Annotated in this window: 20 protein-coding genes; 9 read left to right on the plus strand and 11 right to left on the minus strand. The window is 63.1% G+C overall.

All coding sequences use genetic code 11. The features are described 5' to 3' along the window. Nucleotides 1–27: 27 nt before the first annotated feature. The 3 genes from gap (at nucleotide 28) to HNR59_RS02465 (ending at nucleotide 3,520) form a co-directional block, all read left to right on the plus strand. A complete protein-coding gene (gene gap / locus HNR59_RS02455; protein ID WP_183825484.1) occupies nucleotides 28–1,038 on the plus strand; it encodes a type I glyceraldehyde-3-phosphate dehydrogenase in 1,011 nt (336 codons plus the stop codon). A 118-nt stretch (nucleotides 1,039–1,156) separates the two neighbouring features. Beyond that, a complete protein-coding gene (locus HNR59_RS02460; RefSeq protein ID WP_183825487.1) occupies nucleotides 1,157–2,356 on the plus strand; it encodes a phosphoglycerate kinase in 1,200 nt (399 codons plus the stop codon). A gap of 138 nt (nucleotides 2,357–2,494) precedes the next feature. Further along, nucleotides 2,495–3,520 (plus strand): class I fructose-bisphosphate aldolase, encoded by a 1,026-nt coding sequence (locus tag HNR59_RS02465; RefSeq protein ID WP_183825490.1) that lies wholly within the window; start codon nucleotides 2,495–2,497, stop codon nucleotides 3,518–3,520. A 126-nt stretch (nucleotides 3,521–3,646) separates the two neighbouring features. Here the strand turns inward: HNR59_RS02465 and HNR59_RS02470 are convergent, their stop codons facing one another. Continuing rightward, nucleotides 3,647–5,512 (minus strand): DEAD/DEAH box helicase, encoded by a 1,866-nt coding sequence (locus HNR59_RS02470; protein ID WP_425488652.1) that lies wholly within the window; start codon nucleotides 5,510–5,512, stop codon nucleotides 3,647–3,649. 197 nt (nucleotides 5,513–5,709) lie between these two features. Here HNR59_RS02470 and HNR59_RS20880 point away from each other — a divergent pair, with 197 nt between their 5' ends. After that, nucleotides 5,710–5,844 (plus strand): hypothetical protein, encoded by a 135-nt coding sequence (locus HNR59_RS20880; protein WP_275592334.1) that lies wholly within the window; start codon nucleotides 5,710–5,712, stop codon nucleotides 5,842–5,844. A 116-nt stretch (nucleotides 5,845–5,960) separates the two neighbouring features. Beyond that, complete coding sequence (locus tag HNR59_RS02475; RefSeq protein ID WP_183825496.1) at nucleotides 5,961–6,995, plus strand: aspartate-semialdehyde dehydrogenase; 1,035 nt, start codon at nucleotides 5,961–5,963, stop codon at nucleotides 6,993–6,995. Nucleotides 6,996–7,090: 95 nt separating this feature from the next. Here the strand turns inward: HNR59_RS02475 and HNR59_RS02480 are convergent, their stop codons facing one another. From HNR59_RS02480 to HNR59_RS02515, 8 genes are all read right to left on the minus strand, one after another. Then, the gene (locus tag HNR59_RS02480; protein WP_183825499.1) at nucleotides 7,091–7,351 is read right to left on the minus strand and encodes a DUF2312 domain-containing protein; all 261 of its coding nucleotides are present in this window, start codon (nucleotides 7,349–7,351) and stop codon (nucleotides 7,091–7,093) included. Nucleotides 7,352–7,493: 142 nt separating this feature from the next. Beyond that, nucleotides 7,494–10,952 (minus strand): pyruvate carboxylase, encoded by a 3,459-nt coding sequence (pyc, locus tag HNR59_RS02485; RefSeq protein ID WP_183825502.1) that lies wholly within the window; start codon nucleotides 10,950–10,952, stop codon nucleotides 7,494–7,496. 210 nt (nucleotides 10,953–11,162) lie between these two features. After that, a complete protein-coding gene (locus HNR59_RS02490) occupies nucleotides 11,163–12,281 on the minus strand; it encodes a branched-chain amino acid ABC transporter substrate-binding protein (protein ID WP_183825504.1) in 1,119 nt (372 codons plus the stop codon). A gap of 250 nt (nucleotides 12,282–12,531) precedes the next feature. Beyond that, nucleotides 12,532–12,888, minus strand: a complete 357-nt coding sequence (locus HNR59_RS02495) for a DUF6867 family protein (protein WP_183825507.1) — start codon at nucleotides 12,886–12,888, stop codon at nucleotides 12,532–12,534. 298 nt (nucleotides 12,889–13,186) lie between these two features. Further along, complete coding sequence (locus HNR59_RS02500) at nucleotides 13,187–13,915, minus strand: ABC transporter ATP-binding protein (RefSeq protein ID WP_183825510.1); 729 nt, start codon at nucleotides 13,913–13,915, stop codon at nucleotides 13,187–13,189. Then, nucleotides 13,915–15,396, minus strand: a complete 1,482-nt coding sequence (locus HNR59_RS02505) for an ATP-binding cassette domain-containing protein (protein ID WP_183825513.1) — start codon at nucleotides 15,394–15,396, stop codon at nucleotides 13,915–13,917. Before HNR59_RS02505 ends, HNR59_RS02500 begins: the two co-directional genes overlap by 1 nt. After that, nucleotides 15,396–16,955, minus strand: a complete 1,560-nt coding sequence (gene livM, locus HNR59_RS02510; protein ID WP_183825516.1) for a high-affinity branched-chain amino acid ABC transporter permease LivM — start codon at nucleotides 16,953–16,955, stop codon at nucleotides 15,396–15,398. Before livM ends, HNR59_RS02505 begins: the two co-directional genes overlap by 1 nt. A gap of 9 nt (nucleotides 16,956–16,964) precedes the next feature. Next, the gene (locus HNR59_RS02515; RefSeq protein ID WP_183825519.1) at nucleotides 16,965–17,867 is read right to left on the minus strand and encodes a branched-chain amino acid ABC transporter permease; all 903 of its coding nucleotides are present in this window, start codon (nucleotides 17,865–17,867) and stop codon (nucleotides 16,965–16,967) included. A gap of 687 nt (nucleotides 17,868–18,554) precedes the next feature. Here HNR59_RS02515 and HNR59_RS02520 point away from each other — a divergent pair. Continuing rightward, entirely contained in the window at nucleotides 18,555–19,217 is a 663-nt protein-coding gene (locus HNR59_RS02520; RefSeq protein WP_425488616.1) for a GntR family transcriptional regulator, read from the plus strand. 118 nt (nucleotides 19,218–19,335) lie between these two features. Here the strand turns inward: HNR59_RS02520 and HNR59_RS02525 are convergent, their stop codons facing one another. Next, a complete protein-coding gene (locus HNR59_RS02525; RefSeq protein WP_183825525.1) occupies nucleotides 19,336–19,812 on the minus strand; it encodes an OsmC family protein in 477 nt (158 codons plus the stop codon). Nucleotides 19,813–19,880: 68 nt separating this feature from the next. Here HNR59_RS02525 and HNR59_RS02530 point away from each other — a divergent pair, with 68 nt between their 5' ends. Next, on the plus strand, nucleotides 19,881–20,513 hold the full coding sequence (locus tag HNR59_RS02530; RefSeq protein ID WP_183825527.1) for a GntR family transcriptional regulator: 633 nt from the start codon (nucleotides 19,881–19,883) through the stop codon (nucleotides 20,511–20,513). Between the two features lie 66 nt (nucleotides 20,514–20,579). Here the strand turns inward: HNR59_RS02530 and HNR59_RS02535 are convergent, their stop codons facing one another. After that, the gene (locus HNR59_RS02535) at nucleotides 20,580–22,076 is read right to left on the minus strand and encodes a CoA-acylating methylmalonate-semialdehyde dehydrogenase (RefSeq protein ID WP_183825530.1); all 1,497 of its coding nucleotides are present in this window, start codon (nucleotides 22,074–22,076) and stop codon (nucleotides 20,580–20,582) included. A 178-nt stretch (nucleotides 22,077–22,254) separates the two neighbouring features. On the opposite strand from HNR59_RS02535, the gene HNR59_RS02540 reads away from it, so the two are divergent. Next, a complete protein-coding gene (locus tag HNR59_RS02540) occupies nucleotides 22,255–23,136 on the plus strand; it encodes a LysR family transcriptional regulator (protein ID WP_183825533.1) in 882 nt (293 codons plus the stop codon). A gap of 102 nt (nucleotides 23,137–23,238) precedes the next feature. Further along, complete coding sequence (locus HNR59_RS02545; protein WP_239801094.1) at nucleotides 23,239–23,547, plus strand: hypothetical protein; 309 nt, start codon at nucleotides 23,239–23,241, stop codon at nucleotides 23,545–23,547. Nucleotides 23,548–23,565 lie beyond the last annotated feature (18 nt).

A 23,565-nucleotide genomic window follows, 5' to 3' on the forward strand; every position in this document is an offset into this window, starting at 1 on the left:
GGGATTTTCCCGCTTCAGGAGACGGACATGACTTTGAAGGTTGCCATCAACGGATTTGGCCGCATCGGCCGCAATATCGTGCGCGCCATTTACGAGAGCGGCCGCAAGGATATCGACGTTGTCGCCATCAACGACCTCGGCCCGGTCGAAACCAATGCGCATCTGCTGCGCTATGATTCCGTGCATGGCCGCTTCCCGAGCGAAGTGAAGGTCAATGGCGACACCATTTCGGTCGGCTCCGACTCCTTCAAGGTGTTCGCCGAGCGCGATCCGTCGAAGCTGCCGTGGGGCGAGCTTGGCGTCGACATCGTGCTGGAGTGCACCGGCATCTTCACCTCGAAGGAAAAAGCCTCGGCTCACCTCGCCGGCGGCGCCAAGCGCGTCATCGTCTCGGCCCCGGCCGATGGTGCTGACCTCACCGTCGTCTATGGCGTGAACCACGACAAGCTGACGAAGGACCACATCGTCATTTCCAACGCCTCGTGCACCACCAACTGCCTGGCCCCGGTCGCCAAGGTGCTCAACGACGCCTTTGGCATCGAGAAGGGCTTCATGACCACCGTGCACGCCTATACGGGTGACCAGCCGACGCTGGACACCATGCACAAGGATCTCTACCGCGCCCGCGCCGCCGCCGTCTCCATGATCCCGACCTCGACGGGTGCCGCCAAGGCCGTCGGCCTCGTGCTGCCTGAGCTGAAGGGCAAGCTGGACGGCGTGTCGATCCGCGTGCCGACCCCGAACGTCTCGGTCATCGACTTCAAGTTCGTGCCGAAGCGCAACGTCACCGTCGAAGAGGTCAACGCCGCACTGGTCGCTGCCGCCGATGGCCCGCTGAAAGGCATTCTCGCATATACCGACGAGCCGCTGGTCTCCATCGACCTCAACCACAACCCGGCGTCCTCGACCTTCGCGCTTGACCAGACCAAGGTCATCGAAGGCAATCTGGTGCGCGTCATGTCGTGGTACGACAACGAATGGGGCTTCTCCAACCGCATGGCCGACACGGCCGTTGCGCTGGGCAAGACCATCGCCTGAACGGCATTAACGTAATGAAACGCCCGGCTTTGCCGGGCGTTTTGCTTTGTGTCATAAGCCTTGCATGGCAATGCCGGCCTGTGGGCTCCGGCGCATTTCTTGAGAGGGTGATTTTCACATGACAGCTGGCTTCAAGACGCTGGACGACATCGGCTCCATAGCCGGCAAACGGGTGCTTGTGCGCGTCGATCTCAATGTGCCCATGGCGGATGGCAAGGTTACCGACGCCACCCGCATCGAACGCGTCGGCCCGACCATTGCCGAACTGTCCGGCAAGGGCGCGAAGGTCATCCTGCTTGCCCATTTCGGCCGCCCCAAAGGTGAGGCGAACGCGGAATTCTCGCTGGAGCCGGTGGCGAAGGCTACGGCCGAAGTGCTCGGCCGCGCCGTGGGCTTCGCCGGCGACTGCATTGGCGAAAAGGCTGCGGGCGCAATTGCCGCCATGAAGGACGGCGACGTTCTGCTTCTGGAAAACACCCGTTTCCACAAGGGTGAAGAAAAGAACGATCCCGATTTCGTGAAGGCGCTGGCCGAAAACGGCGACATCTATGTCAACGACGCCTTTTCCGCCGCCCATCGCGCGCATGCCTCGACCGAGGGGCTGGCGCATATATTGCCGGCCTATGCGGGCCGCACCATGCAGGCGGAGCTGGAAGCGCTGGAAAAGGGCCTGGGCAACCCGGTCAAGCCGGTCGTCGCCATCGTTGGCGGCGCCAAGGTTTCCACCAAGATCAACCTGCTCATGAACCTCGTGAAGAAGGTCGACGCGCTGGTCATCGGCGGCGGCATGGCCAACACCTTCCTTGCCGCGCGCGGCACTGAGGTCGGCAAGTCGCTGGCCGAGCATGATCTGGCCAAAACGGCAAAGCAGATCATGATCGAGGCGGCCGAGGCCGGCTGCGCGGTCATCCTGCCCGCCGATGGCGTCGTGGCCCGTGAGTTCAAAGCAAATGCCCCGAACGAAACCGTCGCCATCGATGCCGTACCCGCCGACGCCATGATCCTCGACGCAGGCGCGAAGAGCATCGAGGTGATCAATCAGTGGATCGATCGCGCCGCAACGCTGGTCTGGAACGGCCCGCTCGGCGCCTTCGAGATCGAGCCCTTCGACCGCGCCACGGTCGAGGCCGCGCGTCATGCCGCAGGCCGCACCCGCGAGGGCAGGCTGGTCTCGGTCGCCGGCGGCGGCGACACGGTGGCCGCGCTCAACCATGCGGGGGCTGCCGACGATTTCACCTATGTCTCCACCGCGGGCGGCGCCTTCCTGGAGTGGATGGAAGGCAAGCCGCTGCCGGGCGTCGAGGTTCTGAAGCGCTGATTCCCACAGCTTTCGCCCAAAAGGCGGAAACGGTGAACTTTCAATCGATTAGGACTTTGGCGCAGCATTCCTTTGCTGGGCCGGGTCTGCTATGCGGCCGGCATGCTTTCCAGCACGCACCTTTTTGAGGAGTGATACATGAGCGAACGTCTTGAGGATATCGCGGCGGCCATGGTGGCCGACGGCAAGGGCATTCTTGCAGCCGATGAAAGTTCCGGAACGATCAAGAAGCGTTTCGACGCGATCAATGTCGAATCCACGGAGAACAATCGCCGGGACTATCGCGAGCTGATGTTCCGCTCGGAAGAAGCGATGACGAAGTACATCTCCGGCGTCATCCTCTTCGACGAAACGATCCGCCAGAAGGCCGCCGACGGCACGCCGCTGGTCGATGTCATCCGCGCCGCCGGTTCCATCCCAGGCATCAAGGTCGACGCCGGCGCCAAGCCGCTGGCCGGCTTCCCCGGCGACACCATCACCGAGGGCCTCGACGGCCTGCGCGAGCGTCTGGCCGAGTATTACAAGCTCGGCGCCCGCTTCGCCAAGTGGCGCGCGGTCATCGACATCAACGATGAAGAGGCCGTTCCCTCCGGCTACGCCATCGACGCCAACTGCCATGCGCTGGCCCGCTATGCGGCGCTGTGCCAGGAAGCCGGCATCGTGCCGATCGTCGAGCCGGAAGTGCTGATGGACGGCTCGCACGACATCGACACCTGCTATGACGTCACCAAGGTCACGCTGCTCCAGCTCTATGCCGAGCTGAACGCCGCCGACGTGGTTCTGGAAGGCACGATCCTCAAGCCGAACATGGTCATCGCCGGCAAGAAGTCGGGCACGAAGAACTCGCCCGAGGAAGTGGCCGAAAAGACCATCAAGCTGTTCCGCGAGACGGTTCCGGTTGCCGTTCCGGGCATCGCTTTCCTGTCGGGCGGCCAGTCGGATGAGGAGGCCACCGCCAACCTCAACGCCATCAACGCCATCGGCCCGCATCCGTGGAAGCTGACCTTCTCCTACGGCCGCGCCCTTCAGGCCGCGCCGCAGAAGGCATGGTCCGGCAAGGTGGAAAACGTCGCCGCCGCGCAGGCTGCCTTCACCCACCGCGCCCGCATGAACTCGCTGGCAGCGCTCGGCAAGTGGGAAGCCAGCCTCGAAACGGCCGGCTGAGCGCCCCACGCATAAGCACGCAGCCTTTGTGCAAATTAAAAAGCCCCGGTCATGCCGGGGCTTTTTTGTTCAGGAGGTGCTGCGCCCGTGACGATATCCGATGCGCACGCTGAAGACGCTGATGTCTCAATCGGATTTCGGCCGCTTCGGCTTCTTTGCCGGCTTTGCAGCAGCGCCCTTCTCGAATTTCGGCTTGGCCGGCTTCTTGCTGCCCCATGGCTTGTCAGCTCCCGGCTTATCGCCCCACGGCTTGGTACCGGCCTCGGTAAATTTCTTCTTGGCGGGACGCTCGTCATTGCCTTTGTCGTATCCGCCCTTGCCGCGGTGCGGCTTCTTTTCCGGCCGCTGCGGACGATAGGCGCTGCGCGCAAAATCCGGTTCGCCTTCCACCGCCTCGACACGGATGTTGCCCTGGATGGTCATATGCGGACCCAGCGCTTCCACGAACGCATCGGCGCTGTCAGCGGAAATCTGGACGAAGGTTTCCTCCGGCTGCATGCGGATGGCCCCGATCTCGCGCTTGGTCAGATTGGCGGTGCGGCACAGCATCGGGATCAGCCAGCGCGGCTCGGCATTCTGCTTGCGGCCGACCGACAGCGAGAACCAGACGCTGTCACCGAAATCGTCCCGCGATTTGGATGGAGTACCGGCTTGGCCGCGTGCCTTGCCGGCGGCCGGCAGCGGCCCGCTTTCCGAAAGATATTCCGGCGCGGAGCGTCCGGAGCGGCTGAGGCGCAGATAGGCCGCCGCCATCTGCTCGGGGCCGAACCGGTCGAGCAGGGTGGCGACGAAGTCACGCTCACCCTCGCTGACCGGCTCCGACAGGGCCGGGTCGACCAGCATGCGCTCATTGTCGCGCGCCACAACCTCGTCGGCGGAGGGCGGCCGCGCCCATTCGGCCTCGATGCGCGCAGCCTGCAGCACCCGCTCGCAGCGCCGGCGCGCCGGGTGCGGCACGATCAGGGCGCTGATGCCCTTGCGCCCTGCCCGGCCCGTGCGGCCGCTGCGATGCAGCAGCGTGTCGGGATTGGAGGGCAGGTCGGCATGGATCACCAGTTCGAGACCCGGAAGGTCGATGCCGCGCGCCGCCACGTCGGTGGCGATGCACACCCGTGCCCGCCCGTCGCGCATGGCCTGCAAGGCATGGGTGCGCTCGTTCTGGCTCAACTCGCCCGACATGGCGACGACGGAGAAATTGCGGTTGTTCAGGCGGGCAGTGAGATGGTTCACCGCCGCGCGCGTGTTGCAGAACACGATGGCGTTGCGCGCCTCGTAGTAGCGCAGCACGTTGACGATGGCGTTGTCGCGGTCGGAAGGGGACACCACCAGCGCGCGATATTCGATGTCGTGATGCTGCTTCTGCTCGCCCGCCGCGGCGATGCGCACGGCATCGCGCTGGTATTCCTTCGCCAGCGTTGCGATGGCGCGCGGCACGGTGGCCGAGAACATCAGCGTGCGGCGTTCGACCGGCGAAGAGCCGAGAATGAATTCCAGATCCTCGCGGAAGCCGAGGTCGAGCATCTCGTCGGCCTCGTCCAGCACCACGGCGGCAAGGCCGGAAATGTCGAGGGCGCCACGGGTGATGTGATCGCGCAGGCGTCCGGGCGTGCCGACGACGATATGGGCGCCGCGTTCCAGCGCCCGCCGCTCGGTGCGCATGTCCATGCCACCGACACAGGTGGCGATCGAAGCGCCCGCGAATTCGTAGAGCCAGACAAGTTCGCGGGCCACCTGCAGGGCAAGCTCGCGGGTCGGCGCGACCACCAGTCCAAGCGGCGCACCCGCCGCCCCGAAGCGCTCGGTCTCGCCAAGCAGGGTCGGAGCGAGCGCCAGCCCGAAGGCCACCGTCTTGCCGGAGCCGGTCTGCGCGGAAACCAGCGCGTCGGACTGCCCCAGTGCCGGATCGAGCACGGCCTTCTGCACGGGCGTCAGTTCGGAATAACCGCGCTTTTCCAGCGCTTCGGCCAGCGCGGGCGCGATACCATCAACCATCATCGTCGTCTTTCGGAATACAGGGCCTGTCGCGGCCTTCGATAAAAGCAAAGCCGGCCTCCCGGGGGCAAACGCCCGCACGGCCGGAAACGAAACTGCGCTGCTCCTACTGCGCAACGCGGCCATTGTACAGAGCGTGCGCAATTGACTCTTGACGCAAAACGCGTAAAAGCGCCACCGAACAGGACGTTTCCACCATGCGCGGCCTTACCATGGCTCTTCTCGCACGCGGTCTTTTCAGCCGCGAGACCCCGGCTCCCGCCGGGCGCATGATCGCGTCGCTGCTTTCGACCAAAACCACGGCCAAAAAAACGACCGCCACCACGGTCTGATCTCCCTTGGCCTGCTCGCCCTCTCCCCGGGTCCGGCCCGAGGGAGGCGGGACCCGCGAATGGCCGGCGGGTTTCTCCAAGCAAAACAAGCGGAGAGCGACAGGAGATAGATTTCGATGGGCTTCAAGGTTGCGGTTGTCGGCGCCACGGGCAATGTGGGTCGCGAAATGCTCAACATTCTGGAAGAGCGCGGTTTTCCGGTCAGCGAAGTCGTGGCGCTTGCCTCGCGCCGCAGCCAGGGCACCGAAGTGTCCTTCGGCGACAGGACGCTGAAGGTGAAGGCGCTCGAAACCTACGATTTTTCCGACACCGACATCGCCCTGATGTCCGCCGGCGGCAACGTCTCCAAGGAATGGTCGCCGAAGATCGGCAAGCAGGGCTGCGTCGTCATTGATAATTCTTCCGCTTTCCGCACCGATCCTGACGTGCCGCTGATCGTGCCGGAAGTGAACCCCGACGCCATCGACGGCTTCTCCAAGAAAAACATCATCGCCAACCCCAACTGCTCGACCGCGCAGATGCTGGTGGCGCTGAAGCCACTGCATGATGCCGCGACCATCAGGCGCGTCGTTGTCTCGACCTACCAGTCCGTGTCGGGCGCCGGCAAGGAAGGCATGGACGAGCTGTTCACGCAGACCCGCGCCGTGTTCGTGGCTGACCCGGTGGAAGCGAAGAAGTTCACCAAGCGCATCGCCTTCAACGTCATCCCGCACATCGACGTGTTCATGGAAGACGGCACCACCAAGGAAGAGTGGAAGATGGTCGCCGAGACCAAGAAGATGCTCGACCCGAAGATCAAGGTCACCGCAACCTGCGTGCGCGTGCCGGTGTTCATCGGCCATTCGGAGGCCGTGAACCTCGAATTCGAGAAGCCGATCACCGCCGACGAGGCCCGCGACATCCTGCGCGAGGCGCCGGGCTGCCTGGTCATCGACAAGCATGAGGACGGCGGCTACATCACGCCGATCGAGAGCGCCGGCGAGGACGCCACCTACATCTCCCGCATCCGCGAGGATTCCACCATCGACAACGGCCTGAACCTGTGGATCGTGTCGGACAATCTGCGCAAGGGCGCGGCCCTCAACACCGTGCAGATCGCCGAACTGCTGGTGGCACGCAGGCTCATCCAGCCGAAGCAGAAGGCCGCCTGAGCCGCATTATAACGCTCAAAAAGAAAACGCCCTGAAGCAGCACTTCAGGGCGTTTTCTTTTGGAAAGCAGCGGTGCCGGTTACAGGCTGCGGCGATCACACCATTCCGAGAGCGGCCTTGTAGAGGTCGAGGATCGATTCCTCCTCCTCGCGCTCGGCCTGATCCTTCTTGCGCAGGCGGATGATGGTGCGCATCGCCTTGGTGTCGAAGCCGGTGCCCTTAGCCTCGGCGAACACTTCCTTGATGTCGTCGGCGATGGTCTTCTTCTCCTCCTCGAGACGCTCGATGCGCTCGATGAAGGCCCGCAGCTGGCCGGCGGCCACGGTATTGCTGGTTTCGGTGATCTCGTCGGCCATGATGTTCTCCGTATCTTTTCCGGTTGGTGGCGGCGACTCGCAAGCCCGGCCGCAAATTCAGCCCGGTTCGATGCCCGACAGGCTCGGGCGGGTCAAGCAGTTTGTGGGGCCCCATCAGGCCCCGCAAACGATCTGCTGACACTCACTCGAAAACGATGAGCAGGTCCTTGGCGTCGATCTGGTCGCCGGGCCGCACCAGAAGCTCGGCCACGGTGCCGTCGCGCTCGGCATGCAGCGCCGTCTCCATCTTCATCGCCTCGATGGATACGAGCACGTCGCCGGCCCTGACGCTCTGCCCGGCCGTCACCGAGACCGTGGAGACCACGCCGGGCATCGGGGCAGCCACATGCGCCTCGTTGCCGGGTTCCGCCTTGCGCCGCGCCCTGGCGGCCGAAGCGCCATGGGCGCGGTCCGGCACCTTCACGCGGCGCGGCTGGCCATTGAGCTCGAAGAACACCGTGACCATGCCGTTTTCATCGGCATCGCCGACGGCGAGGCAGCGGATCACCAGTGTCTTGCCCTTCTCGATGTCGACGAAAATCTCGTCCTCCGGCTTCATGCCGTAGAAATAGTTCGGCGTCGGCAGCACCGAGACGGGCCCATAGGTTTCCTGTGCGGCGGCGAAGTCGGAGAACACCTTCGGATACATCAGCCAGGAAGCGAATTCGGGTTCCGACAGCGTGCGCCCGACCTTCTCCTCGGCCTCCTTCCTGCCGGCAGACAGATCGGCCGCGTCCAGCAGCGAGCCCGGCCGCACGGTGATCGGCTTTGCACCCTTCAGCGCCTTCTTCTGCAGCGCCTGCGGCCAGCCGCCCGGCGACTGGCCGAGATCTCCGCGCAGCATCGACACCACGGAGTCCGGGAAGGCGATGTCGCGATCCGGGTTCTCGACATCGGCGACGGTCAGCTCCTGGCTGACCATCATCAGCGCCATGTCTCCCACCACCTTGGAGGACGGCGTGACCTTGACGATGTCGCCGAACATCAGGTTGACGTCGTGATAGGCCTGCGCCACCTCGTGCCAGCGGGTTTCAAGACCGAGCGAACGAGCCTGCTCCTTGAGGTTGGTGAACTGGCCGCCCGGCATCTCGTGTAGGTAGACTTCCGAGGCAGGTCCCTTGAGATCGCTCTCAAAGGCCGCATACTGGTTGCGCACGGCCTCCCAGTAGAAGGAGATCTTGCGGATCCATTCCGAATCCAGCCCCGGATCGCGCTCGCTGCCCTTCAGCGCCTCGACGATGGAGCCGAGGCAGGGCTGCGAGGTGTTGCCGGAAAACGCGTCCATCGCCGCCTCGACGGCATCGACGCCCGCTTCCACCGCCGCCAGCACGGTCGCGGCCGACAGGCCGGACGTGTCGTGCGTGTGGAAGTGGATCGGCAGGTCCGTCTCCTCGCGCAGCGCCCTGAACAGAACGCGCGCCGCGGCCGGCTTCAGAAGGCCGGCCATGTCCTTGACCGCAATGATGTGCGCGCCAGCCGCCTCAAGTTCCTTGGCGAGCGACACATAGTATTTCAGGTCGTATTTGGCGCGGGACGGATCGAGAATGTCGCCCGTGTAGCACATGGCCGCTTCGCACAGCTTGCCCTCTGCGATCACCGCATCCATGGCGACGCGCATGTTCTCGACCCAGTTCAGGCAGTCGAAGACACGGAACAGGTCGACGCCGCCTTCGGCCGCCTGTTTGACAAAATGCTGGACGACATTGTCCGGATAGTTGGTGTAGCCGACGCCATTGGCGCCACGCAGCAGCATCTGCAACAGGATGTTGGGGGCCGCCTCGCGGATCAGCGCCAACCGTTCCCACGGGTCTTCGGTGAGGAAGCGCATGGCGACGTCGAAGGTCGCGCCGCCCCAGCATTCCAGCGACAGGAGCTGCGGCAGGGCGCGCGCATAGGTGCCGGCGATGCGGGCGACGTCATGGGTGCGCACCCGCGTCGCCAGCAGCGACTGGTGGCCGTCGCGCATGGTTGTGTCGGTGATCAGGACCTCTTTCCGGTCACGCATCCACTTCGCAAAGCCTTCCGGCCCGAGCGCATCCAGCCTTTGCCTGGTACCGTCCGGGATCGGGCCGGTGAACCACGGCACCAGCGGAGCTGCGGCATCCTGCTTCGGCGCCGGCCGGCCGCGCGTTTCAGGATGCCCGTTGACGCTGACATCGGCCAGATAGGTGAGCAGCTTGGAAGCGCGGTCCTGCCGCCGCACCTGCGTGAACAGTTCCGGCGTCGTGTCGATGAACCTGGTGGTGTAGGAATTGTCCCGGAATTTCGGATGCGTGATGATCGCTTCGAGGAAGGTGAGATTGGTGGCGACGCCGCGGATGCGGAACTCGCGCAGCGCGCGGTGCATGCGGCTCAGCGCCTCCTCCGGCGTGCGCCCCGAAGCCGTGACCTTGACCAGCAGCGGATCGTAGAAGCGGGTGATGATGGCGCCCGAATAGGCCGTGCCGCCATCGAGGCGGATGCCGAAGCCCGCCGCCGAGCGATAGCCGGTGATGCGGCCATAATCGGGAATGAAATGCTGCTCGGGGTCTTCCGTGGTGATGCGGCACTGAAGGGCATGGCCCTGCAGGCGGATGTCCTCCTGGGCCGGCACGCCCGATTCCGGCGTACCGATGGCATGACCGTCGAGAATGTGGATCTGCGCCTTGACGATGTCGATGCCGGTGACCTCTTCCGTCACCGTGTGCTCGACCTGAATGCGCGGATTGACTTCGATGAAGTAGAATTTTCCGGTGTCCGCATCCTGCAGGAACTCGACGGTGCCGGCGCCGATATAGTCGGTCTCGCGGGCGATCTTCAGCGCATGGCCGCACAGTTCCTGCCGCAGCTCGTCGCTGAGATAGGGGGCGGGCGCACGTTCCACGACCTTCTGGTTGCGGCGCTGGATCGAGCAATCGCGCTCGAACAGATGCACCGCATTGCCGTGGGTGTCGCCCAGAATCTGCACCTCGACATGGCGGGCCCGCTCGATCAGCTTTTCGAGATAGACCTCGTCCTTGCCGAAGGCGGCTGTGGCCTCGCGCTTGCCTTCCATGACCTCGCGGGACAGATCGGCCTCGGAGCGGATGACGCGCATGCCGCGCCCGCCGCCGCCCCATGAGGCCTTGAGCATCAGCGGGTAGCCGATTTCGGCCGCAAGCTTCTTCACCGCCTCGATGTCGTCGGGAAGCGGCTCCGTGGCCGGGATGACCGGCACGCCGACCTCGATGGCGAGGTTGCGCGCATCGACCTTGTTGCCAAGACGGCGCATGGTGGCCGGCTTCGGGCCAATGAAGGTGATGCCGGCCGCCTCGCAGGCCTCGACAAATTCCGGGCTTTCAGAAAGCAGGCCGTAGCCCGGATGGATGGCGTCGGCCCCCGAAAGCTTCGCGACGCGCAGCACTTCCTCGATCGACAGATAGCTTTCGATGGGTCCCAGATCGCGCGCAAGATGCGGTCCGCGCCCGACCTGATAGCTCTCGTCCGCCTTGAACCGATGCAGGGCATATTTGTCTTCTTCCGCCCAGATGGCCACGGTTTTGAGGCCCAGCTCATTGGCCGCGCGGAACACGCGGATGGCGATTTCAGACCGGTTGGCGACGAGAATCTTCGTGATGGCCAATGGGATACTCCGCTGTCTGGAAGAAGGCGCGCGAATGATTAGCGTGAAAATGCTGCGGCGCAACCGGGAATGACGCGGCGTGAGGCGCTAAATGGCCGAAACAGGCAAAAAGGCCCGGCGCTGGGCGCCGGGCCTTTGTTCGTCAGGCGACAAGCCTGCTCGCGTCGCATCTACGCCAGCCGGACGATGCAGTCCGGCTGGCGAAATGCCTTAGTCGAGCTGGAAGTAGTTGTACTTGCCGTCGTCCGCCTTGCGCCATTCGTAGACGACATAGTCGGCGTCGGTGCGGTCGCCCTTTTCGTTGAAGGAGAGCTCGCCCAGAACGGTCTTGAACGGACCCTTTTCCTTGATCGCCTTGGCCACTTCCTGAGGATCGTTCGAGCCGGCAGCCGCAGCGGCCTGCGCGATGATCTGGGTCGAGGCATAGGCATAGAGCGTGTAGGCTTCCGGCTCGAAGCCGGCGGCACGGAACTTCTCCACCACTTCCGCGGCAGCGGGGTTCTTGCGCGGATCGGGGCCGAAGGTGTTCAGGGTGCCCTGCACCGCGTCGCCGGCAATCGAGGCCAGCTCGTTGGAAACGATGCCGTCGCCGGAGAACAGCGGCACCTTCAGGCCCTGATCGGCTGCCTGACGGATGATCAGGCCGGCCTCGGTGTGCAGCCCGCCCCAGTAGATGAGGGTCACGCCGGCTTCCTTCATCTTGGCGATGAGGGCCGAGAAGTCCTTGTCGCCGGTGTTGACGCCTTCATACATGACTTCCTGGAAGCCTGCTGCGTTGAGCGCCTTCTTGGTCTCGTCGGCAAGGCCCTGTCCGTAAGGGGTCTTGTCGTGGATGACGGCAACCTTGGCGTCCTTGTAGTGCTCCGCGATGTAGGCGCCGGCAACCTCGCCCTGCTGGTCGTCACGGCCGCAGACGCGGATCGTGTTCCACAGGCCGCGCTCGGTGAAGACCGGATTGGTGGCCGCCGGCGTGACTTCGAGGATGCCGTTTTCGGCATAGACTTCCGACGCCGGGATCGAGACGCCCGAGTTGAAGTGGCCGACGACGAATTTCACGCCATCGGCAACGAACTTGTTGGCAACCGAAATGCCCTGCTTGGGATCGGAGACGTCGTCGCCGATCGACACCTTGATCTGCTCGCCATTGATGCCGCCGGCGGCGTTGATGTCAGCTACCGCCTGCTCGGCACCCCTTTGAATCTGAGCGCCGAAAGCAGCATTCGGACCGGTGATCGGTGCGCCGATGCCCAGCAGCACGTCGGCCCAGGCGGAACCGCTGAACACCAGCAGTGCGCCAAGCGATACTGCGGACAAGAGTGACTTCTTCATTTAAACGCTCCCATTTTTTCAGAGTGGGCGACAGTTATACTTTCGTGCGATGCCCACCCATCTCGCAGAAAGCCAACCTTGCCTATTTCAAGGCAGTTGTCACGTTGATTCATCTTGCAACGACTTGTCGCCCGAACAATGAAGACAGACGGCCAGCGACAGACATCCTGCATGCTCCGGCCCGGTGCCCTGAAGCGCCGCCTTGCCGGAACCTGCATGGATCTTTGCTGCATCCGCCCGTCCTGTTCGCCTATTGGGCCTGGTCTTTCGAGCGCCAGCTCAGCGGCGATGCCTTTTCATAGAGCCAGCCATACTGCGTCACCATCTGATTGGTTCGCGTATAGCGATAACCAAGAAAGCCCAGCACCATCAATATGATGGTGTCGACGCCATAATATTGCAGGCTGAACATGGTGCCGTTGAACAGCGCATGATGGATGAAGCGGACGGCAAGCCCCAGCCCAAGCAGATAGAAGAACAGCGCCAGCTGCGGCCGCCAGGTCTGCGCGCAGGCGCGCCCGGTCATCCAGGCCGCCCAGCCACCCAGCAGACAGGTGACGAAGAAGAACTGCCAGATTGAGGGTTCCTCGTAGAGAATGCCCTGCATGATCATGTCTCCGCACTCTGCCGGAGCCCCGCCGGCTCCGGTCGCAGTTCAAACTTCCGGTTTCCGCAGAATGCCGAAGCTCCGGCATTCCGATCCCGGCTCCGGAGCATTTCCGAAAATCGCAGAAACGCTCCACCCCTTGTCTCTCTCAATTCCGGAACGCAAAAACGCTGCGCGCTTCTGCCGGAATTGCCTTAAAGCGCATCGCGATCCTTCAGATCCGCTCCTCACGCTTTAAGTCCCTGTTTTCACGCATGTCTTTTTTCCGAAACCGGTTCCCGCTTTCGGACGACATGCTCTAGTGGCGCCCGCCCTCCAGATAGGCGGCGCGCACCTCCGGATCGGCCAGCAGATCCTTGCCGCTGCCGCTCATCGTCACCTTTCCGTTGACCAGCACGTAACCGCGATGGGCGAGCTTGAGCGCGGCGAAGGCGTTTTGCTCGACCAGAAACACCGTCAGGCCCTCGGTCCGGTTGAGTTCGCGGATCGCATCGAAAATCTGCTTCACGATCAGCGGTGCGAGGCCAAGGGAAGGCTCATCCAGAAGCAGGAGCTTCGGCCGCGCCATCAGCGCACGCCCGATCGACAGCATCTGCTGCTCGCCACCCGAGAGGGTGCCGCCACGCTGAGCGATGCGCTCCTTCAGGCGCGGGAACAGGGTAAAGACCTTTTCCACGTCCTCATCGAAATATTTGAGGTTATCGAGGCTGGCACCCATCTGCAGATTTTCCAGCACCGTCATGCGCGGGAAGATGCGGCGGCCCTCCGGCGACTGCGCAATACGCAGCCGTGCGATCTCATGCGTGGGAAGGCGCGTGATATCGGTGCCCGCGAAGATGATGCTGCCCGAACTTGCCCGCGGCGTGCCGAAAATGGTCATCATCAGGGTCGACTTGCCGGCGCCATTGGCGCCGATGAGCGCAACGATCTCACCCTGCTGGACGCTGACGTCAACGCCGCCGAGCGCCTGAATATTGCCGTAGAAGGTCTCGACATTCCTGACATCGAGAAGCGGTGCTGTGGACATTATTTGCGCCCTCCGCGCCTGGTTGCCGGTGCGGATGCAGCCTTGCGGGCGAGAACCTTCGCCTGGCTGATCCAGTCTTCGCGGGCGATGCGCCCGTCGAAGGCCAGATAGGCTTCAGCGGCGGCGATGTCGGCCTTCTTCCAGGCTGCGATCTGATCGAAATGATAGATGCCGTGGGCGTTGAGCTTCTTCTCGTTGACCGGTCCGATCCCCTTGATGAGCTGGAGATCGTCCGCCTTGCCGCCGCGCGCTGCCGGAAGGCGGTTTGAGATGCCTGCCTCCTTGCCCTTACCGGCCGCCGGGATCGGCTTTTCACTGGCGGGAGCGGCCTTTGAGGCGGGGCTTGCCTTCGCGGCTTTTGCCGCGCCTGCCTGCTTTGCAGGCGTTGCGGCCTTCGGGGCCGGTTCGGCTTTCGCTTTCGCCGCCTTCGCGGCCGGCTTGCGCGCGGCGGTGCTGCCTGCCACCTGCTGCGGTTTCACCTGAGCGGCCTTGCCAGCGCCCTTCTCGACCGTGACCCGCTCGCCATTGCCATGCACCACGGTATCGTTCACCGGGCCGGCCAGCATGGAGGACGACGCCTCCGGGCCGTGATCGGCATCGGGGCCGGTATCGAGCTGTTCGATGACGTCCTCGTCACCGACCTCGATCAGCACCTCCTCGACCTCCTCGTCGTCAACGCCGAGATAGGCTGCGATGACGCGCGGATCGGTGCGCACCTCTTCCGGCGTGCCGTCGGAAATCTTGCGGCCATATTCCAGCACGACGATATGGTCGGAAATCTCCATCACCACCGACATGTCGTGCTCGATCAGCAGGATCGAGGTGCCGGTATTGGCCTTGATGTCGTTGAGAAGGGCGTTGAGCGCCAGCGACTCCTTCGGGTTGAGGCCTGCCGCCGGCTCGTCGAGGCACAGCAGCTCCGGATCGGTGCACATGGCCCGCGCGATCTCCAGCCGGCGCTGCGCGCCATAGGGCAGATCGCCGGCAGGATCGTCGGCCCGATCGGTCAGGTCGGCCTTCTCAAGCCAGTGCTTCGCCTTCTCGATCGACTCGGCGGCGGCCTTTGGATAGCCACCGATGCCCAGCAGCCCCAGAATGGTATAGCCGGAGGCCTTCATCAGCTTGTTGTGCTGGGCCACGAGCAGATTTTCCAGAACCGTCATGCCCGAGAACAGGCGGATGTTCTGGAAGGTGCGGGCCACCTTGGCCTTCGCCGTGATCTGGAAGTCCGGCAGGCGCTCAAGCAGGAACTCGTTGCCCTCGCGCCCGGTAAAGCGGATCATGCCTTCGGTCGGCTTGTAGAAGCCGGTGATGCAGTTGAACACGGTTGTCTTGCCGGCCCCGTTGGGACCGATCAGGGCCGTGATCTCGCCGCGCCTGACGTCGAAGGACAGGTCACCGATGGCCACGAGGCCACCGAACTTCATCGACAGATGCTCGACACGCAGGATCGGCATCTCTGTGGTGATCGTCGCGCTCATCAGCCGTGCCCTTCCTTCGTAAACGAGCCCGAGACGGCTTTGCTCTCCTTCAGGAAGGCTGTCGGCTCGCGACTGCCGACGAACCCGCGCGGCTTCCACACCATGACGATCACCATCGCCGCGCCGAACAGCAGCATGCGATAAAGTTCAGGCGTGAAATCCGGCCCGAAGATCTGCTTGAGGAACTGCATTTCGCGCAGGATCTCGGTGCCACCCACCATGACGGCCGCCGCAACCGCGATGCCGCCGAGCGATCCCATGCCGCCCAGAACCACGATGGCGAGGATGATCGCCGATTCCAGGAAGATGAAGGATTCCGGGCTGACGAAACCCTGCCGCGCGGCGAAGAAGGAGCCGGCGAAGCCGCCGAACATGGCGCCGATGGCGAAGGCGGTGAGCTTGGTGGTGGTGGTGTTGATGCCGAGCGAGCGGCAGGCGATTTCATCCTCGCGCAGCGCTTCCCACGCACGCCCCACGGGCAGGCGGCGCAGACGGATGGTGACATAGCCGGTCAGCATGCACAGCGCCAGGATCAGGTAATAGAGGAAGATCTTGTAGTAGGAGCCGGACTGGGCGATGCCGAGCACCTTCGAGATGTAGTTCGGGTCGGAGACGTTGAACGAGATCAGGCCGAAAAAGCTGACCTTCGGGATGCCGGAAATGCCGGCCGCGCCATTGGTCACTTCGCGCCAGTTGATCAGCACCAGGCGGATGATCTCGCCGAAGGCCAGCGTGACGATGGCCAGATAGTCGCCGCGCAGGCGCAGCACCGGAAAGCCGAGGATGATGCCCCACATCGCCGCCATGGCTCCGGCCGCCGGTAACAGGATCCAGAATGACCAGCCGAACTGGGTGCCGAGCAGCGCATAGGAATAGGCGCCGACCGCGTAGAAGGCGACATAGCCGAGATCGAGCAGGCCGGCGAGCCCGACGACGATGTTCAGGCCCCAGGCCAGCATCACATAGATGAGGATCTGGATGCCGAAATTATCGACCCATTTCAGCGAGCCCTGGAAGCCGAACAGCGACACCATCACGACGGGATAGAGCACCAGCAGGATGAAGCCGAGCGAATAGGAATAGGTGCTGATGAAATTGCGGAAGTAGAAGATGCCCCAGGCGATCACAAAGATGATCGCAGCAGCGCGCAACAGCCCTACATAGGCGCCCCAGTAAGGGCCGACGGCCTCCTGGATGGTATTGCCGAACAGGAGCAGAGCGCCGGCCACAACCACGCCGATGATCAGATTGCGCTTGCTGAACACGCGCAGCGCAACGCTGGTGGGCAGAAGGCCGGTTTTCGCATCGACCGTCTTCTGCGATGCGAGGAACGGCATCAGGTAGACGACCTGAAGGAAGCGCACGACAGCAGCCAGCACCACCACGGTCGCCAGAAGGCCCCAGCGCGTGACCAGCACCAGTTCGTTGTGAATATTCTGTTCGGTCTTCACGCCAATGAACAGCACGAACATGAAGAAGGCGATCACCGCTGCATAGACAGCTTCGCGCAGCCCGGCAGCGATGTTGGCGCTGCCAGCGGAATTTTTCGTTTCAGCCATGGCCATGGGTCAGACCTTTTCGACTTCTGGCCGGCCGAGAATGCCGGAGGGCATGAAGATGAGCACGATGGCAAGGATCGAGAAGGCCGCGACGTCCTTGTAGTCGATGGAGAAATAGGCCGACCAGATGCTCTCGATGAAGCCGATGGCAAGGCCGCCGATCACGGCGCCCGGAATGGAGCCGATCCCGCCGAGCACTGCCGCGGTAAATGCCTTAACACCCGGCACGAAACCATCCGAGAAGACCACCACGCCGTAATACATCAGGAACAGGGTACCGGCGACGGCGGCGAGCGAAGCGCCGATGATGAAGGTGATTGAGATGGTGCGGTCGACATTGACGCCCAGAAGCGCCGCCATCTTGCGGTCCTGCTCACAGGCACGCTGGGCGCGGCCCAGAGCGGTCTTGTTGACGACATACCAGAAGATGACCAGCAACAGGGCTGTAACCACGACGATTATGATCTGCTTGAGCGAGATCGAGATGCCGTAGACATTGTAGACTTGGCTGACCATGGGAGGGATCGGCTTGTTGCGCGGACCCTGCGTGACCTGCACGAAGTTCGACAGCACGATCGACATGCCGATGGCAGTGATCAGCGGCGCCAGACGGAAGGAACCGCGCAGCGGCCGGTAGGCGATCTTTTCGATCACCCAGTTGTAGAGGCTGACCAGCAGCATCGAGACGATCATCATGATCAGAAGCGCGGCAACAACCGGCACCGAATAGAACATGGCGCCAAGGATCAGGAACACGATCAGAGCCGTGAAAGCACCGACCATGAAGATATCGCCATGTGCGAAGTTGATCATGCCGATGATGCCATAGACCATCGTGTAGCCGATGGCGATGAGGCCATAAATCGATCCCAGCGTCAGCCCGTTGATAAGCTGCTGGATGAAATATTGCATATTATGCCGCTCCCCTGGAATGTCGCCGGCTCGGGCGCATTCCTTTTCGTAGTTCCCCTAGTGGTACGGTTTCAAGTCCGGATTGCAACTCCAAATTTTGTTCTTTTACGCGACTTTGGGATGAGATCGGCCCTTTATCGCGGGAGGTGCATCCTGTTGGCAGGTCAGGGCGGAACCTATCATCGGACCAACGCAATGTCATTGACGTTTTGGGCGTACTTTCAGCTTTATGGGAAAAGAATCCGCATAAGGATAGTAAATAACCGGTGATTCTTGCAAATCTCAGAAGCGTCAGTCCTATCCATAAATGCCGGCCGGCACCATCACACAGAGCTGATCACAATTCCGCTACGGAAGAATTGACGTCATTTTTCTTGTCCGGACCAGCACCGATACTTGGAGGCGGCGCGGACCGGGATGACAGGCCTTCCGCAGCCGCCTTTTGCCCTCGTACCCAGCAACCCCGTCCCGGCCTGCCCCGCACGAACTTTCCAACTTTCGGCAAACTGGGTGGAACAGAACGACGCTCCGGCCCTGCCGGATTACATCGCCGTTCTCACCTGCGCGCGATCTCTGAAAAACCATGCATCCTCTTGTTCTTCCAGTGAGATACGACAGATATATCTGTGGACGACGCCAGCGGTCTGCAGAATGAACTGGTGATATATGATTTCGCGCAGCATGGAGATGCGCGTGATATCCGAACCTTTCGACAGCTCAGTTCCCGCCACCACCAGAGCCTTCAACGCGCTGGAGCGGATGGTCGTCACCCTCGAACTGGCGCCGGGAAGCTTCGTCACCGAAAGCACGCTGATCCAGAAAATCGGCCTCGGCCGCACGCCCGTTCGCGAAGCCGTTCAGCGGCTGGCGTGGAATGGGCTTCTGGAGATCAGGCCCCGCGCCGGCATCACGGTCACACCACTTTATGGCAGCGACTGGCTGCGCATCATCGACGCGCGGCGCGGCATCGAAAAACTGCTCGCCCGCTCGGCGGCACGCTTCGTCACCCGCGAAATCGCCGGCAGGTTCCATGAGGCTGCCCTTGCCATCCAGCAGGCCGTGCTGGCCACCGATGTCGTTGCCTTCCTCGCAGCAGACAAGGCGATCAACGAAGCGCTCGCAACCGCAGCCGACAACATGTTCGCATCCCGTGCAGCGGCAGCCCTGCAATCCCACAGCCGCCGCTGCTGGTTCCGCTTTCGCGCGCATCTGGGAATGGCCGACTGCGCCGCACTGCATGTCGCGCTGATCCAGTCGGTGCTTGAGGGTGACGAGAACGACGCCGCCGTCAATGCCGACAAGCTGATGGATTTTCTGCGCGGCATGGCCGAGGACGCCGCCACCCGGTAAGCCTCCCAGAAAGCAGGACGGAGAGAGCAGCCTGCCTGTACGCCGGTTGACCGGAAGTCGCTGAGCGGAAGTCTCGTCTGCGCCCTGTCATCATCCATCAGCCACGGACGCTCGGAACCTATGCCTGAACCGTGATCTCGGGCTCGTTCCCCACCGGGAAACTGACCGATCGGGCAATGAAGCACATGGCGTGCGCCTTATTGTGCAGGGCCGCGGCAACATCCGGGTCGGACTGAGCATCGATCACGATCTTCGGACGCAGCGTCACCGACGTGAACTGACCGGCGCCACCGGCCTCCTCCTCCATCTCGCCCAGCGCATTGTCCTCATAGGAGAGCACGGTTACGCCTGCCTGCGCGCAAAGCCCGAGATACCAGAGCTTGTGGCAGGCAGAGAGCGAGGCCACGAGAAGATCCTCAGGGTTCCACCGGGCAGGATCTCCCCGGAAAGCCGGATCTGACGACCCCGCGATTACCGGCTTTCCACCCGCAGTTACTTCATGATTGCGGCTGTAACCGCGATACGAGCCGGTTCCCGTTCCCTCATTTCCCGTCCATGTCACTTTGACTTCGTAACTGTGCAGCTTCCCGTCCACGATCAATCTCCAAATTGGATACATGTTTACATGTGTTCATGTATCAGCGCCTGTGATATGTGGCAACCATGCTCAGATCGAACACGACCGCCGACCTCATCGCCGACCAGCTGAACGCGGAGATCATGCGCGGAGACATCAGGCCCGGCGCACCGTTGCGGCAGGAGGATCTTGCCACGCGCTTTGGCGTCAGCCGCATCCCCGTGCGCGAAGCTTTGCGCCGTCTGGAGCGCGACGGGCTGGTTGCCGTCTTTCCCAATCGCGGTGCCTTCGTCATCGAGGTGACGGCGCAGGATATCCGCGAGATTACTCACATGCGCATTCTGGTGGAGTGCGATCTGATCGAACGTGCGGCAAGCCTTCATGACCAAAGCGACATGGAAGCCCTTGGCGAAGCGCTTGAGCTTGCCGAGCGCACCGCCGCCGCCCCGGAGTGGATCAGGACCGACCGCGCCTTTCACATGCAGCTTTACAAGCCGGCCGCCGCACCGCGCCAGATCCGGCTCGCCATGTCGCTGCGCACCGAGGTCGAACGCTGCAACGCCCTCTACGATCAGCTGCCGGGGGCCAGAGATGAATGGCTCACAGATCACCGGCAGATGTTCGACGCCTATGCGAGGCGCGATGCCGGCCATGCCGCAGAATTGCTGCGCGGGCACATTCAGCGGGCCGGCGATTTCCTTGTCCGCTGCCTGAGCTGAGATCAGCCCCGAACAAAAAAAGCCGCCGGATGATCCGGCGGCTTTTTTTGTGGCAGAAACGAAGCGCTACTTCATCAGGGGCATCGAGAACTCGGCACCCTCCTTGACGCCGGACGGCCAGCGCGAGGTGACGGTCTTGGTCTTGGTGTAGAAGCGCACCGCGTCCGGGCCGTACTGGTTGAGGTCGCCGAAGCCGGACTTCTTCCAGCCGCCGAAGGTGTAGTAGGATACCGGCACCGGGATCGGCACGTTGATGCCGACCATGCCGACATTGACACGGGACGCGAATTCGCGGGCCGCATCGCCGTCGCGGGTGAAGATGGCGACGCCGTTGCCATATTCATGCTCGGAAGGCAGGCGCACCGCTTCTTCGAAATCGTGCGCGCGCACCACCGACAGCACCGGCCCGAAGATTTCTTCCTTGTAGATGCGCATGTCGGGCGTGACGTTGTCGAACAGGCAGCCGCCGAGATAGAAGCCGTCCTCATAGCCCTGCATCTTGAAACCACGGCCATCGACCACCAGCTTGGCGCCTTCCTCGACGCCGAGGTCGACATAGCCGCGCACGCGCTCCAGCGCCTGCTTCGTCACCAGCGGGCCGAAATCGGCGCTCGGATCGGTCGAGGGACCGATCTTGAGGCTTTCCACGCGCGGGATCAGCTTCTCCATCAGCTTGTTGGCGGTTGCCTCGCCAACCGGAACAGCCACCGAAACGGCCATGCAGCGCTCGCCCGCCGCACCGTAGCCGGCGCCCACCAGCGCATCGACCGTCTGGTCCATGTCGGCGTCGGGCATGATGATCATGTGGTTCTTGGCGCCGCCGAAGCACTGCACGCGCTTGCCGTTGGCGCAGCCACGAGAATAGATGTACTGCGCGATCGACGACGAGCCGACGAAGCCGATGGCCGAAATGTCGTCATGATCGAGAATGGCGTCGACCGACTCCTTGTCGCCGTTGACGACGTTGAGGATGCCGGCAGGCAGGCCCGCCTCGATCATCAGTTCGGCAAGGCGCATCGGCACGCCCGGATCGCGCTCCGAGGGCTTGAGGATGAAGGCGTTGCCGCAGGCGATGGCCGGGCCGAACTTCCACATCGGGATCATGGCCGGGAAGTTGAACGGGGTGATGCCGGCGACCACGCCGAGCGGCTGGCGCATGGAATAGAGGTCGATGCCCGGACCGGCACCTTCCGTGTATTCGCCCTTCATCAGATGCGGCACGCCCAGCATGAACTCGATCACCTCGACACCGCGCTGGATGTCGCCCTTGGCGTCGGGAAGGGTCTTGCCGTGCTCGCGGGCCAGCAGCTCGGCCAGCTCGTCATTGTCGCGGGCGACGAGTTCGAGGAACTTCGACAGCACGCGGGCGCGGCGCTGCGGGTTGGTGGCGGCCCAGGCCGGCTGCGCCGCCTTTGCCGAAGCAACGGCTGCATCGAGTTCGCCCTTGGTGGCCAGCGCCACCTTCGCACGCACCGAACCGTCGAGCGGCTGGAACACGTCGGCCGTTCGGCCGGAAGCGCCCTTTACATGCTTGCCGTCGATGAAATGACCATATTCAATCATCGTCTCTCTCCCTGATGGATGCCAGAATTTGCAGTGGACCTGATTGTTCACCGTCCCGACAAGCTTGGCAATGCGAGCGGAAACGCATCCGTTGTGCAAATTTACGAGAACGAATTCGCATCGCGCTTCATTTGGTGCATAGTAAGGCTTGCCACTGGTCCAGCGGGAGGAGAGCCATATGAACTGGGACGACGTACGCATCTTTCTGGCCGTGGCGCGTTCGGGACAGATTCTCGGTGCAGCGCGGCGGCTGGAGCTGAACCACGCAACGGTCTCGCGCCGCATCGGTGCGCTTGAGGAGGCGTTGCGCGCCAAGCTGTTTCGCCGCCTCACCACGGGCAGCGAGCTGACGCCCGCCGGCGAGCGGTTTCTCGAAATCGCCGAACGCATGGAAGCCGACGTGATCGCCGCGCGTTCAGCCGTCGCTGATGAGGACGAAGACATTTCCGGCTCGGTCCGCATCGGCGCGCCAGATGGCTTTGGCGTCGCTTTCCTCGCCAGACATCTTGGCGAACTGACGCGCCAGCACCGCGACCTGACCATCCAGCTCGTGCCGGTGCCGCGCTCCTTCTCGCTGTCGCGGCGCGAGGCCGACATCGCCATCACCGTCGAGCGGCCGCAGGAAGGCCGGCTGGTGGCGGGAAAGCTGGTCGATTACACGCTGGGTCTCTTCGCCTCGCGCGACTATGTCCGCGAACACGGATTGCCGCAAAATCCCTCCGAACTGCCGCAGCATGCGCTGATCGGCTATGTGCGGGACCTGATCGTCAGCCCCTCGCTCGACTATGAGGCCGAGTTCAGCCCTGACTGGCGCTCAGCCTTCGCCATTTCCTCCGCGCTCGGCCAGGCGGAAGCGGTGCGCGCTGGCGCCGGCATCGGCATCCTGCACACATTCATCGCCCGCTCCATGCCGGAACTGGTGCCGGTCGAGGCGATCCCTCCCATTCGCCGTTCTTACTGGCTGGTCTATCACGAAACGGTGCGGCCGTTGCGCCGCGTGCAGGCGGCGGCAAGTTTCATCACGCGCGTCGTGGAACGCGAACGGGCCCTGTTTTGCTGATCCCGACGCTTCCGGATCAAATATAATCTTGATTGTTTTTATCCACTTTAATATGAAGGCTGCCGGGATCGGATAAAAGCGGAGTTGCGTGTCTTGACCAACATGGCGGAAATCGAGCGGCGTCAGGATGAAGCACAGGAGCACCTGCGCATGACGCTCATGAACGAATTCTGTCGGATCATGGGCCGCAGCGGCCTGCCGCCGATGGCCGTCATGCGTCTTGCCGCGCGCGCCGTTGGCGACGTTTACCGCGAGGTCGCCGACAGCCATTCCGGGCCGAACGCCTGCCCCTGCAACTGGCGGCCGGATGAGCGTGCCGACACCGACATGCTGTGCACGGCGCTGATGGCGGCGATCCGCTTCAGGCCGGTGGCGGACCTGCGCACCATGCGCATTGCCGGTTCGGCCTGAAGCTTTTTTCCCCGGGTT

The sequence above is a fragment of the Aquamicrobium lusatiense genome (genome assembly GCF_014201615.1).
GTDB classification, from domain to species: Bacteria; Pseudomonadota; Alphaproteobacteria; order Rhizobiales; family Rhizobiaceae; genus Mesorhizobium; species Mesorhizobium lusatiense.